13 protein-coding genes and 1 riboswitch are annotated in these 14063 nt (G+C 42.6%); all 13 genes read left to right on the top strand.

What is annotated here, in order from left to right:
- Nucleotides 1-338: 338 nt before the first annotated feature.
- Nucleotides 339-641 carry an urease subunit gamma gene (ureA, locus tag AC25Y5_RS14735; RefSeq protein WP_482102689.1) on the top strand — a complete coding sequence of 101 codons (303 nt, stop codon included), beginning with the start codon at nucleotides 339-341 and terminating at the stop codon, nucleotides 639-641.
- A 15-nt stretch (nucleotides 642-656) separates the two neighbouring features.
- The gene (locus AC25Y5_RS14740) at nucleotides 657-1025 is read left to right on the top strand and encodes an urease subunit beta (protein ID WP_488140954.1); all 369 of its coding nucleotides are present in this window, start codon (nucleotides 657-659) and stop codon (nucleotides 1023-1025) included.
- Nucleotides 1022-2737, top strand: a complete 1716-nt coding sequence (gene ureC, locus AC25Y5_RS14745) for an urease subunit alpha (protein ID WP_488140955.1) — start codon at nucleotides 1022-1024, stop codon at nucleotides 2735-2737. The genes AC25Y5_RS14740 and ureC overlap by 4 nt, the downstream gene beginning before the upstream one ends.
- Before the next feature lie 73 nt (nucleotides 2738-2810).
- Nucleotides 2811-3257 carry an urease accessory protein UreE gene (locus tag AC25Y5_RS14750; RefSeq protein ID WP_482102692.1) on the top strand — a complete coding sequence of 149 codons (447 nt, stop codon included), beginning with the start codon at nucleotides 2811-2813 and terminating at the stop codon, nucleotides 3255-3257.
- The gene (locus AC25Y5_RS14755) at nucleotides 3199-3939 is read left to right on the top strand and encodes an urease accessory protein UreF (protein ID WP_488140956.1); all 741 of its coding nucleotides are present in this window, start codon (nucleotides 3199-3201) and stop codon (nucleotides 3937-3939) included. Before AC25Y5_RS14750 ends, AC25Y5_RS14755 begins: the two co-directional genes overlap by 59 nt.
- A gap of 22 nt (nucleotides 3940-3961) precedes the next feature.
- Nucleotides 3962-4591: an urease accessory protein UreG gene (gene ureG / locus AC25Y5_RS14760; protein ID WP_488140957.1), complete on the top strand. Its 630-nt coding sequence runs from the start codon at nucleotides 3962-3964 to the stop codon at nucleotides 4589-4591.
- Nucleotides 4584-5390, top strand: coding sequence for an urease accessory protein UreD (locus AC25Y5_RS14765; protein WP_488140958.1), 807 nt, complete (start codon nucleotides 4584-4586; stop codon nucleotides 5388-5390). The genes ureG and AC25Y5_RS14765 overlap by 8 nt, the downstream gene beginning before the upstream one ends.
- A 1107-nt stretch (nucleotides 5391-6497) precedes the next feature.
- On the top strand, nucleotides 6498-7853 hold the full coding sequence (locus tag AC25Y5_RS14770) for an MFS transporter (protein ID WP_482104935.1): 1356 nt from the start codon (nucleotides 6498-6500) through the stop codon (nucleotides 7851-7853).
- A 258-nt stretch (nucleotides 7854-8111) separates the two neighbouring features.
- Nucleotides 8112-9044 (top strand): 5-dehydro-4-deoxyglucarate dehydratase, encoded by a 933-nt coding sequence (gene kdgD, locus AC25Y5_RS14775; protein WP_488140959.1) that lies wholly within the window; start codon nucleotides 8112-8114, stop codon nucleotides 9042-9044.
- A gap of 9 nt (nucleotides 9045-9053) precedes the next feature.
- On the top strand, nucleotides 9054-10520 hold the full coding sequence (gucD, locus tag AC25Y5_RS14780; protein WP_482104884.1) for an alpha-ketoglutaric semialdehyde dehydrogenase GucD: 1467 nt from the start codon (nucleotides 9054-9056) through the stop codon (nucleotides 10518-10520).
- 103 nt (nucleotides 10521-10623) lie between these two features.
- Complete coding sequence (gudD, locus tag AC25Y5_RS14785; RefSeq protein ID WP_488140960.1) at nucleotides 10624-12006, top strand: glucarate dehydratase; 1383 nt, start codon at nucleotides 10624-10626, stop codon at nucleotides 12004-12006.
- Nucleotides 12007-12096: 90 nt separating this feature from the next.
- The gene (locus AC25Y5_RS14790; RefSeq protein ID WP_488140961.1) at nucleotides 12097-13044 is read left to right on the top strand and encodes an ornithine cyclodeaminase family protein; all 948 of its coding nucleotides are present in this window, start codon (nucleotides 12097-12099) and stop codon (nucleotides 13042-13044) included.
- 35 nt (nucleotides 13045-13079) lie between these two features.
- A complete protein-coding gene (locus AC25Y5_RS14795; RefSeq protein WP_482104881.1) occupies nucleotides 13080-13772 on the top strand; it encodes a FadR/GntR family transcriptional regulator in 693 nt (230 codons plus the stop codon).
- 142 nt (nucleotides 13773-13914) lie between these two features.
- Nucleotides 13915-14028: riboswitch (SAM riboswitch) on the top strand.
- Nucleotides 14029-14063: the final 35 nt, after the last annotated feature.

Consider the following 14063-nt stretch of genomic DNA (forward strand, 5'->3'; position numbering starts at 1 on the left):
CCCCAAAGCGCCAAGCGATCTAAAATGTACACTCTGAATTAAAGCTCTATTAATAGTGTACACTCCAGCAAAGATGATACCTATACTATTTCGAAGGTGTAAACGTTGTTAAAAGTAATTCAATACTTTATAATAAATTAGTTAGTATATCCCCCGAATTATCCCCATAAATCCATTTCAATGGATTCAAATAACCAGGACCTTGTCCAAGCGCATATTCATGCAAAACTAAAACTAAAACAAAAAAACTGAAACAAAAAAGTTAAATAATACCACTCAAATTTAACTGAATCATCTAATTATTCACTTTTTAACATTCGGAAAAGAGGTGCTTTTAAATGAAATTATCGCCAGTTGAACAGGAAAAATTACTTCTTCACGTAGCTGGAGAACTTGCACTTAAACGTAAAGCGCGAGGAGTAAAGTTAAATTATCCGGAGTCGATGGCGCTTATATGCCATTACATCATGGAAGGTGCACGTGACGGTAAAACGGTTGCACAGTTGATGAGCGAAGGAAAGCATGTACTTAGGGTTGAGGATGTAATGGAAGGTGTCGGCGATATGATTAGCGATGTGCAGATTGAGTGTACATTCCCGGATGGTACGAAACTTGTAACTGTCCATAATCCAATTCAATGAGAGGAGGAAATTCATATGAAACCAGGAGAAATTAGACCGTCAGAAGGTTTGATCGAAATTAACTTTGGGCGAGATGTGTCAACAGTTCGAGTTGCGAATACAGGTGACCGGCCGATTCAAGTCGGTTCCCATTTCCATTTCATCGAAGTAAATAAATTTTTAGAGTTTGATCGTCAACAGGCAGTCGGTATGCATTTAAATATACCCTCAGGCACTGCGGTTCGATTTGAACCGGGTGAAGAAAAAAAAGTAGATCTGGTTGAATTCGGAGGCAAACGTCAAGTATTCGGTTTGAATAAATTGACGGAAGGTTCTACGCATAATAAGGATGAAATTATAGAGAAGGCATCCGAAGGCGGTTATAAAGGAGCTGAAGGTCATTGAAGTTAACGCACGAGCAATATGCAAAAATGTACGGTCCGACGGTAGGCGATAAAGTACGTCTTGCTGATACGGATCTATGGATTGAAATTGAAAAGGATTATACAACATACGGCGACGAAGGTATTTTTGGAGGCGGAAAGTCATTACGAGTTTCAATGGGTCAAAATGGTAAAAATACATCTGATGAAGGTGTTCTTGATTCTGTGATAACAAACGTCATGATTATTGATTACACAGGTATAGTGAAAGCGGATATTGGCATGAAAAACGGGCGTATTGTCGGCGTCGGAAAAGCAGGGAATCCACATACAATGGATGGCGTGGATCAGGACATGATTATCGGTGTTGGAACTGAAGTTTATGCAGGCGAAGGCTTGATTGCAACAGCTGGGGCGATTGACACACATATTCACTTTATCAGTCCTCAACAGGTAGATACTGCACTTAATGCTGGGACAACAACATTCATTGGTGGAGGAACAGGTCCTGCAGCCGGCTCAAAAGCAACTAGTGTGACGCCAGGAAAGTGGCATCTTCACAGGATGTTGCAAGCGGTTGAAGGTTTACCCGTCAATGTCGGTTTGCTTGGAAAGGGTAGTGCATCGACGCACGAACCTTTGGTAGAACAGATCCTTGCGGGTGCAATTGGCCTGAAAATCCATGAAGATTGGGGTGCGACACCATCCGCGCTGGATCAGAGTTTAATGGTTGCAGACGACTATGACATCCAAGTTGCACTTCACTCTGATACCCTCAATGAAGCGGGCTTCGTTGAAGATACGATCGATGCGATTGCGGGGCGCGTCATCCACGTTTTCCATACAGAAGGAGCAGGCGGCGGGCATGCACCCGATCAGCTTAAGATGGCTGCATTGCCGAACATCTTGCCTGCGTCAACAAATCCGACAAAACCATTTACAACGAATACAATCGATGAACACTTGGACATGCTGATGGTTTGTCACCATTTGAAACATGATGTGCCAGAAGATGTAGCATTCGCAGATTCGCGTATTCGTCCCGAGACGATTGCCGCGGAGGACATCATGCAGGACATGGGTATTCTTAGCATTATGTCATCCGACTCACAGGCTATGGGCCGTGTTGGAGAAGTGACAATCCGAACATTTCAAACGGCGAATAAAATGAAACAGCAGCGCGGACCTCTCCCTCAAGATGAAGGAAAAGATAATGATAACCACCGTGTAAAGCGTTATATTTCAAAGTTGAACATTAACCCGGCGATTGCCCACGGAATTAGTCATGAAGTCGGTTCGCTTGAAGAAGGAAAACTGGCGGATATTATCCTCTGGGATCCAGCATTTTTTGGGGTGAAAGCAGAGGTTGTTATTAAAGGTGGAATCGCTGTTTACGCAATGACGGGAGATCCGAACGCATCCATTCCTACACCACAACCTATGATGGGGCGCCGTATGTACGGTTTTCAAGGTCAGGGTCCGCAAAACGCGGGAATGACTTTCCTACCTAAAATTGCCGTGGAAGAGGGACTGCCGGAACAACTTGGTTTGAAACGAATGATCGGTACGGTGAAAAACTGCCGTTCTATTAGCAAAGCAGATATGAAGCATAATAGTGAAACGCCTGAAATTGACGTCAATCCGGAAACATATGAAGTGAAAATTGACGGTGTTTTGGCTACGTGTGAACCTGTAAGCGTTCTCCCGATGGCACAGCGCTATTTCCTATTTTAACTTCATTTAACGGGGTTCAAAACCCGAACGCAATCACACCGAGGCGTGATTGAATTTTAAAGGAGGATGTAAAGTGTTAATTGAAAAGTTAATCGGCAACGTGGGTAGAGAAGAAGAAATTGCCGGTAAAAAAACGGAATGGGTTGAACTTGACTGGGAAGAGTTGAGCAAGCGCATACTCCGTACAGAAACCGATCATGGGACAGATATCGCACTAAAACTTAATCAGGAAGAACCGCTTCAATACGGCGACCTCCTTTTTGAAGATGCTGAGCGCCGCATTGCAATCCGGACGAAAATGGAGCCGGTCATTGTTATCAGCCCGAAAGATATGACGGAAATGGGTAAAGCCGCATTCGAACTCGGCAACCGTCATACCCCTTGTTTAATTGATGAAAACGAAATTATCGTGCGTGCAGACCATACGTTAAATAAGTTGCTAGATGAAGTAGGTGTTTCCTATGAAACAACGGAAAGAAGATTCAAACAGCCCTTCAAATACCGCGGACACTCTCACTGATTCTGCACTTTTACGGTTATTCCAAATCCATGACTCTGCTTTTCCAATCGGATCCTACACGCAGACCTATGGCATGGAAACGTATATACAAGAGGATTTAATCCGGACGAAAGAGGATTTAATCGCTTATTGTACATCGTTTCTATTTCATAACCTGGTTCGCGGTGATGCAATCTTGATCAAAGAAGCGTATGCAGCAGCAGAGGAAAAGGATGTTGAGCAACTTCTTTATTTGGAGCAATTATGCGGGGCCATGAAGCTTGCGAAGGAATCACGTGATGCGAGTATTAATCTTGGCAGACAGTTTATTAAAACGGTGGCTCCGCTCGGAACGGACAAGTTCCTGGCTGAATGGAAAGACCGCATTGATTCGAAAGAGATTAAAGGGCATTATGCCATTTTATATGGCATTTACAGTGCAACAACAGGCGTCAGTGCGCAACATGCCGTCATGACCTATTTATTCGCATCGCTTAACGGACTCGTCCAAAATGCAGTCCGGGCAGTACCATTCGGACAAACTGCCGGTGTCCAGACGACCTACGGGCTGATTGGTCCTGTGACGGAAGCGGCTGAATTGGTGTCGACACTGACGATTGATGATATAAGCAACAATGCGCTAGGCATCGAACTAGCTTCAATGAAGCATGAATATTTATTCTCGAGGATGTTTATTTCTTGATTTTTTTGGGAGGAGTTTTTTTATGAAACCAGTACGTATAGGCATCGGTGGACCGGTTGGATCGGGCAAAACGTCGCTCGTTGACCAACTGACACGTGCAATGCATAACGATTATAATATGGCTGTCATTACGAACGATATTTACACACGTGAAGACGCACAGTTTTTAATCAATAGCGGGGTACTTGAAGAAGACCGTATTTTGGGCGTTGAAACAGGAGGTTGCCCGCATACGGCAATCCGTGAAGATGCTTCCATGAACTTTGCGGCAATCGATGAGCTGAAATCTCGCTTTGAAGATCTTGATATTATATTTGTGGAAAGTGGCGGCGATAATCTATCTGCTACATTTAGCCCAGAACTTGTCGACGGCTATATCTATGTAATTGACGTTGCAGAAGGCCAGGATATTCCGAGAAAAGGCGGACCTGCTTTAACGCGTTCTGATCTTTTGTTGATCAACAAAACGGATCTTGCTCCGTACGTCGGGGTCGATCTTGATCTGATGGATAGCGATACGAAAAAAATGCGCAACGGACGTCCGTACATTTTCACGGATGTGCGAACACAGAAAAATGTAGACAAGGTCGTTGCTTGGATTAAGCACAATATGCTGTTGGAAGGCGCGGAATCCGCTGGTTCAAATGCTTAATCCGACCCGCTCCATCCATCACGGAAAACTAGATGTAGAGTTCGAGTTTAGAAGGGGCTATACACGGATGCCTCATGTTTACCAGCAGCCTCCTTTGAAGGCAAGCCGCGAACTTTACGAAGGGAAAGACCCGACAGCGACGGTTTACATAATGGAATCGTCTGGCGGGATGGTTGCAGGGGATCGAAATGACATTACGGTAAAAATTGCACCAGACAGCAGCGCGAGGCTGATTCAGCAGTCAGCTTTGAAAATCTATCCGTCCCATACAGGGGATACTTGTGTGTTGACAATCGATGTACAGCTCGCCGAACGAGCGCGTCTGGAATGGATGCCTGAAGTCATTATTCCATTCGCCGATGCGAAGTTCCAAGTCGACACGACACTTAGGCTAGCCGCTGATTCAACGGTATTATGGGGAGAAATCCTCGCTCCGGGTCGCGAAAAGCGCGGTGAAATTTTTGACTATGAATCATTGAAATCAAACTTTATGATTTTCGTTGAAGACGAACTGATCGCCTTTGATTCACTGCATTTTTCACCGAAAGAAGTTGACTTAACTGGTATTGGTGTACTGGTAGACGCAATGTATGTTGGCTCAATCTGGCTAGTATCTCCTAAAGCAAAGGACATTGATATCCGTGCATTACAGGAAACACTACGGGTAGAAGAAGGCTTAAATGCCGGTATGACAAGGCTCGAAGGGAACGCGATTCATTGCAGATGGCTCGCGGTTGATCAGTGGATGATGCAAGAAGAGATGAAACGGGTTTATGCGCTTTTGGCGTCAATGGTTTGAGGGGACACTCCGGTTGGGAGGTATCCAATTGGACTGTGGGTTTCATTGAAGAATTGTGCGACGCAGGGAAAGAGCTGCCCAGTTTTCTGTTAGTGTTGTCAAGTTTCACATTTACGTTGTTTACTCACAATTTCCTTCTAAGAAAGCCGGAAATACCGGTCATCGACCTTTGAAACGGATATATTTACCACATATTTCTACATTGTAAATGGGAGTGTAGGAAAAAAGGCTCATTCCCCAGTCCCACATAATCCAATCGAAACTGGTATTGCCGCCGCATACAAATCATCTCAGCTGTTCCGAAAATATATCCCGAAACAGAAGCTGAAAGAGCCTATCTGAAACAGGTCCCGCACGCCGTGAACACCGGAAATTACGGAGTGAGATGCAACACTGAATAATAATTGTAGAATTAGTTTAAAAGGTGAACCCTTATTTAATGGGGTTCACCTTTTTGGTTTGTCCGACAAGGTCGCGGTGATATAGGGTGTGAGATCCGAGCGGCAGGTCTCTAATTTAAGGAACACAACCACATACAAGGCACGGCAGGTTGAGTATGTTTTCCGAACATAACGAGGTCCAATTTTGCCGAAGGGTGTATGTAATAAATGAAGCAGCTAGGCGGGAAGGGAATGATTACTCTCTTGCGAGGGAGGTTCGATTGATACACAAAGTCCAATTGGTTACCCAATATAAGTAGTTATTTAGTGGTGTTTTTGATAAAATTCTTAATACGCCCAATTTGGAATTGACTAACTATTATTATTGTCTTACAATAATACATACAAGCAAAAAGTAATAGATTACCATTTTTAAAAAGGGAGGTATTGATTCAGTAGTGCAGTGGAAATTTTTAAAGCTTTATGCATAAAGTGTAAGCGGTTTCATCGAGCTGGCTATCTGTAGTTAGATTATTTAGTTGAATAACTTTTCTTCCTTTATAAAAGTGAAGCCCTATTTTATTTGTATATGGATGTTAAGGGTGGTTTGAAGATAGGGTTATCAGTGGTTTCAAGTCTAACGATAAAATATGAATTTAGGGGAAGTGAGCACATGGTAAGCGTTCAAGAGAAGGTTCAAGAAAAGGTTCAAGGGGAAGCTCCAAATATGTCAATTAACAATAACGAAATTAAGCCACCGATTATTAATAAACAAAAAAAGACAAACGTTCGTTGGTTTACGGTTATGATTCTCTTTTTAGTCACAGCTATAAATTATGCGGATCGAGCTACCTTGTCTATTGCAGGAACAGATATGTCGCGAGACCTGGGACTAAATTCAGTTATGATGGGTTTAATATTTTCAGCATTTGCGTGGTCATATGTGGCTGGTCAAATTCCAGGAGGGTGGCTGCTTGACCGCTTTGGATCGAAGAAAGTATATTTCTGGAGTATTTTCTTATGGTCAGGATTTACATTGTTGCAAGGATTTCTTGGCACATTCGGATCCGCAGGTACCGCTGTCATTATTTTATTTGGACTACGTTTTTTAGTCGGCTTGGCAGAGGCACCTTCTTTTCCGGCCAACAGCCGAATTGTTGCTTCCTGGTTTCCAAGTCATGAACGTGGAACCGCTGCTGCCACATTCAATTCAGCGCAATATTTTGCAACTGTCCTTTTTGCCCCGATAATGGGCTACATTACGTACACATTTGGCTGGGAATATGTTTTCTACTTTATGGGGGCACTAGGTATTCTCGCAGCCTTCGGATGGTTGAAGGTATTTTATAATCCGAAAGATCATCCGCGAGTTAATCAAGCCGAGCTTGATTATATTGAACAGGGCGGCGGTTTAACTAGTATGGATCAACAAGTAACGAAGAAAGAGAAAGTAAAAGGTGAAGGTTGGAATAATGTTAAGCAGCTTTTAGGTAACCGTATGTTACTTGGTATATATCTCGGACAGTATTGTATTACAACTTTGACCTACTTTTTCCTAACTTGGTTTCCTATTTATCTGGTACAAGAAAGAGGCATGACAATCCTTCAAGTTGGTTTTGTCGCTTCGCTTCCGGCAATTTGCGGTTTTATTGGCGGTTTGTTAGGAGGAATTTTCTCGGATTTCTTGCTGAAAAAAGGATTCTCGCTGACGGTTGCCCGTAAAACACCTATAATTTTAGGGATGATTATGTCAATGAGCTTAATAGCAGCAAACTTTGTGGATGCACAATGGGTAGTTATTTTCGTCATGTCTCTTGCATTTTTCGGTAAAGGATTTGGAGCACTTGGCTGGGCGGTCATGGCAGACACATCACCAAAAGAGATGTCAGGCATAAGCGGTGGCTTATTCAACACATTTGGAAATGTTGCCGGAATTACGACACCTATTATTATCGGTATAATTATTGCTACAACTGGATCATTTAATGGAGCACTTCTATTTGTTGCTGCCAATGCACTTGTTGCAATACTTAGCTATCTTTTCCTTGTAGGTGAAATCAAGCGAGTAGAATTGAAGGCATAAGCATTTAAACTATTGATCGAACGATTGAAGAAGTTGGTTGGGAAATTTTCAATGACATTCTTGAAGTTGCTAGCGGAACGAAAAAAACATGGGCATATAAATGGGGAGTTCATAATGACTTGGCTTTGTTCAATCCTTCGCCAGTAACATAATCACTGTTTTCAGAACAAATAAAAATATCGTTTGACAGATTAGTTTAATTGTCTTACAATAAGACATATAGAAACTAATTAACTATTATTGAAGGGTGGAATTCACATGACAACAAAGAAAAGGCAAGCTCCGAAAGGGATTTTAGGATTCCCAGTCGCTCCAATGGATGCCGAAGGGAAATTGGATTTACATGGATTAGGAAAGAATATCGAGTTTTTAATCGAAGGGGGTTTGTCTTCCATTTTTGTGGCGTGCGGAGCAGGTGAATTTCATGCTATCAGCAACGAAGAATACAGATCGATGGTAGAAGTTGCCGTAGAAAAGACAAAAGGCAGAGTTCCACTATATACAGGTGTTGGTGGAAACATTACGCACGCGTTGGAGCAGGCGAAGATTTCTGAAGAGCTTGGCGCGGAAGGGTACTTGATTTTACCGCCGTATCTGATCGAGCCTTCACAGGATGGTATATACAATTATTTGAGCGAGATCATAAAAAGCACGGAGTTGAATGCGATTGTTTATCAGCGTGATAATTGCATTTTTGAAGCCGAAACCCTTCAAAAGTTATGCAAACTGCCACAACTGGTAGGGTATAAAGATGGTATTGGAAATATGGAGAAGAATGTCGAGTTTACACATCTAATCGGGGACCGTCTTGAGTGGGTCAACGGTATGCCTCTAGCAGAAGTAACGATGGCTGCCTATGTGAACCTTGGATTCACTTCGTACTCATCAGCGATTTCAAACTATATTCCACATATTTCAGCGAAATATTATGAAGCGCTTCTAAGTGGAAACAAAGAAGTGTTGAATGAAATATATGAAAACGTGATATTCCCAATTCATCGTATCCGTAAACAGAAGAAAGGATACGCGGTTTCTTTAATCAAAGCAGGCATGCAAATTGTTGGTCTTCCTATTACAACGAATGTCAGGGCACCAATCGCTCCTGTTGAAGAAGGGCATTATGAAGAACTCAAAGTAATTATTGAAAATGCATTGAAGAAATATCCTGCTCATGCAGAGACAGTACAATAGGAGGCAATTATGACTACTACAACTGAAGTAACAACAAAAACGTATTTAAATTATATTAACGGCGAATGGGTCGCATCAGAAACAGGGAAGACAGGGGTGAGTAAAAATCCGGCTAGTAAGGATGAAGTTGTAGGATCTTATCAACTATCCTCAAGTAATGATTTCGACAATGCCGCGACTTCCGCACGGCAAGCTCAAAAAGCGTGGCGCAAACTTACTGGAAACGTTCGAGGCGACTACTTGTTGAAAGCTGCTTCTATTATGGAAGAGCGCATTGACGATATCGCGACTGCGATGACACAAGAAATGGGTAAGACATTCCCAGAAGCAAAAGGTGAGACTGCACGCGGCGTAGCCATTTTACGTTACTACGCCGGTGAAGGGATGAGACCGGTTGGTGACGTAATTCCATCGACAGACAGCGAAGCACTAATGTTTACAACGAGAGTACCGCTTGGCGTTGTTGGAGTGATTACTCCTTGGAACTTCCCGGTAGCAATCCCTCTTTGGAAAATGTCTCCGGCCTTAATTTATGGAAATGCAGTTGTTATTAAACCCGCGAGTGAAACGGCTATTACATGTGCAAAAGTGATTGAGTGTTTGCATGATGCAGGAATTCCTGCAGGGGTTGTCAATATGGTAACAGGTTCCGGTTCACTTCTCGGGCCAGAAATGGCAAGTAACAAAAACATTGACGCAATCACGTTTACAGGGTCAAATACGGTTGGGAAATCACTGGCTCAGACAGCTGTTGATAGAGGCATTAAATACCAACTGGAAATGGGTGGGAAAAACCCTGTAATCGTTGCCAACGATGCAGATCTTGATTTGGCAGTCGAAGCAACGATAAGTGGTGGATTAAAATCATCTGGCCAAAAATGTACAGCGACGAGCCGAGTCATCGTTCAGCAAGACGTCTATGAAACGTTTAAAGGGAAACTGCTTGAAAAAGTGGCTGAAATCACTGTCGGGGACGGCATGGATGCAGGAACATGGATGGGGCCTAGTGCAAGTCAAGGTCAGTTGGATACAGTTCTATCTGCGATTGAAAAAGGAAAAGCAGAAGGGGCTACATTGCTCCTAGGTGGAAACGAAGTTAAGAAAGATGGTTTGAATGGTTACTTTGTTGAGCCGACTGTATTCGAACATGTATCGCCTGACATGGCGCTTGCGCGAGAAGAAATTTTTGGCCCAGTTCTTGCACTTATGAAAGTAGAGACAATCGAAGACGCACTTGAATTGGCAAATGACTCGGAATATGGACTAAGTGCATCCATTTTCACGACGAAAATTAGTAATATGCTTTCATTCATCAATGAAATGGATGCTGGTCTAGTCCGCATCAACGCGGAAAGCGCAGGGGTTGAACTGCAAGCTCCTTTCGGCGGCATGAAGCAATCTAGCTCCCATTCACGTGAACAAGGGCAAGCAGCTAAAGAATTCTATACGTCAATCAAAACAGTATTTATAAAATAAGATGAATCAGAAGGAGTTATGCGATAAAAAGCTTAACTCCTTCCTTTTCAAAAGAAGGATAAGCATGAGGGGTAGGGAAAATAGTAGTCGGGGGGAATTATGAATGTTAATTGGTGAAAAAAAGGAAAGTACAGTTACTTTTAATGCGGATGGGGAAAAAGCGGGTACTCCGCAAGTTACGAAAATGACTGTCATTCCTGTTGCAGGCCACGACAGTATGCTATTGAATCTGAGTGGTGCACATAGCCCATACTTTACGAGGAATATTGTCATTCTTGAAGATAATCATGGGAATAAAGGGATAGGAGAAGTACCGGGTGGAGAGGCGATTCGCCAGACGTTAGAAGATTCAAAGCCATTCGTAATTGGTGAATCCATCGGTACATATAACTCAACTTTAAATAAAGTTCGACAGCAATTCGCAGTTAGGGATGCAGGCGGACGCGGTTCGCAAACATTTGATCTGCGAACGACAATTCATGTTGTTACGGCTATTGAAGCAGCTTTACTAGATTTACTAGGGAAGTTCCTAGATGTACCTGTCGCTGAATTGCTTGGTGAGGGTCAGCAACGCGATAGTGTAGAAATACTTGGGTACCTTTTTTATCTAGGTGATCGAAACAAAACGGATTTACCTTATCTAAGTGATACGGAATCGAAAGATGATTGGTTTAGACTACGTCATGAAGAAGCTTTGACGCCTGAATCGATTGTTGCACTTGCGGAGGCGGCCTATGAACGCTATGGCTTTAATGACTTTAAACTAAAAGGCGGAGTGCTTTCCGGAGATGAAGAGATGGCAGCGGTGACAGCGCTTGCAAAACGTTTCCCTGAAGCAAGAATTACACTGGATCCAAACGGTGCCTGGTCTTTAGAGGAAGCAATTCGACTTTGTAAAAACCAACATGATGTACTTGCCTATGCTGAAGATCCATGTGGAGCGGAAGCTGGATATTCGGCTCGTGAAGCAATGGCTGAGTTCCGCCGTGCTACAGGACTTCCAACAGCTACCAATATGATTGCAACGGACTGGAGACAGATGGGCCACGCAATTCAGCTTAATGCTGTTGATATTCCATTAGCAGATCCACATTTCTGGACGATGCAAGGTTCAGTTCGAGTCGCGCAAATGTGTAATGACTGGGGATTGACGTGGGGCTCGCACTCAAATAACCATTTCGATATCTCTCTTGCAATGTTCACACATGTTGCAGCAGCTGCACCTGGAAAAATCACGGCGATTGATACGCATTGGATTTGGCAAGATGGTCAACATTTAACGAAGGAACCGCTTCAAATTAAAAATGGGAAAATTGAAGTTCCCTCTGCGCCTGGCTTAGGTGTTGAAATTGATATGGAACAGATTGAAAAGGCGAATAAACTCTATATCGATCAAAAACTTGGAGCTCGTGATGATTCTATAGGTATGCAGTATTTAATTCCAGAATGGCAATTCGATAATAAACGACCTTGCTTAGTAAGGTGATTTCAAATCGACAGAGTTTTACTATATAAAAAAATGTAGGATAGACCAGCGGAAAACGTTGGTCTCTATTCTCGTTTGAGGGGGATAAACATGCATTTTATTGACGAGCAAGAAATTAGAAGTCTTATCTCGATGAAAGAGATAATCGATACTATCGAAGACTATTATGTGAATGACGGGGAGAAGAAATCATTTGTTCCAGAACGATTATTCATCAATGATGCCGAGAACTCGGCTCTATTGATGCCTTCCTTTTACGAAGATTATTACGGGGCGAAGCTGATTGGTATTGCTCCAGGCAATGCTGCAATCGATGAAGCAACGTTGAGGGGTATCTTCCTGTTGAATGAAAGGAAGACGATGAAACCACTTGTGATCATGGATGCACGAACGATAACTGCTATGCGGACTGGTGCTGTAAGTGGATTGGGTATGAAATACTTGGCATCCAATGAAACGGAGACCATTGGTATTATAGGTACTGGCGATCAAGGGTGGAGTCATTTGCAGGCGGCTTGTGCTGTAAGGTTAGTACAGAGGGTTTTAGTGTATAATCGTAGTAAGGAAAGACTCGATAACTTTATAGAGAAAGCGAAGAAGGAATTTCCAACTATTCGATTTGATAGTTCAGATCCTGCGACCATTGTAAAAGAGGCGCAAATTATTATTACAACGACAACATCAACAAGTCCGGTTATTCCTTACGACGGGCAAGTTGATTTGACTGGAAAGCATTTCGCAGGTTCAGGTGCATTCAAATCATTCATGCAAGAGATTCCCGACTCAATTATCAAAGAAGCAGATCATCTATTTGTAGATACGCACGCAGCGTTTTCCGAATGCGGTGAAATGATTAACGCAAGAAAGTTTGGCCATAGCGAAGAGACAATCCCTGAACTGGGGACCTTGGTTCAACAAGGTGAAAATGAAGAGACGAAGCAAAAAGTAACCGTTTTTAAATCGGTAGGTGTATCTATTTTTGACATCCTAACAGCAAAACTAATCTACGAGAGATATCAAAGTCGGGTTGAAGTATAAAGTGTACTTGAAAACCTGAGAAAAGGAGGGATGAAATGAAAGAATATAAAGTGGACAATGTCCGTAGAAGCACCCTCTCGCAACAGGTGTTAGAACAAATTGTTCAGCTATTAATGAGCGGACAGCTAAACCCGGGTGATAAATTGCCATCGGAAATGAATTTGATGGAACAATTTGATGTTAGCCGACCTGTTCTGCGGGAAGCGCTTAGTTCTTTGGAGACCTTGGAAATCATTACAAGAAGGCCGCGCGGAGGTACGTTTGTAAATGATAGGGTCGGAAGTAATCCGTTTAAGGTAATGCTCGCCTTATCTATTAACAATGTTCCTGCAATCATCGAAGCGCGCATGGCGTTAGAGTTGGGGCTCGTTACGATTGCTGCCGAAAAGATATCGGATGAGCAACTTGAAAAGATCAAAGAAACAATTGATAGTATTCAAGAAAATACAGATAGTAATTATGGTCGTTTGGATAAGGAATTCCACAGATTGATTGCACAAAGCGCCGATAATCCAGTTGTCGAAGGAATGATAGATTCACTGCTCATCACGCACGAGAAAACAGATAGCTTAATCACCTATCGAGAGCCTGATATTACGATTGAGCATCACTTAGCAATCTATGAAGCGTTGAAAAAAAGGGATCCTTTTGAGTCCTTCAAGCAGATGTATACACATTTAAGTTATGTGAGAAAGAAAATAATGGCAGACTATGAGGGGAAACAGTAGCTAGGAAAAGTTGTACACCCTAGCTTTTTTGTTTGCCTAACTTGTCTAAGGAAAAAGACATAATTAAAATCTTTTGTATATTCTGTATTGACATTCTATTTAAAGACCTGTATTGTACTGGTTAACAACTAAATACGTAACTTTCTTATCCAGAGAGGTGTAGGGACTGGCCCGATGATACCTCAGCAACAGACTTTTTAAGTACTGTGCTAATTCCAGAAGCGTAAGTGTAATGCTTACTGCTTGGAGATGAGAAGAGCAAATAGCGAATTCGCCAAAACCTCTTCTATA

This window comes from Sporosarcina sp. Y1011, from assembly GCF_057669885.1.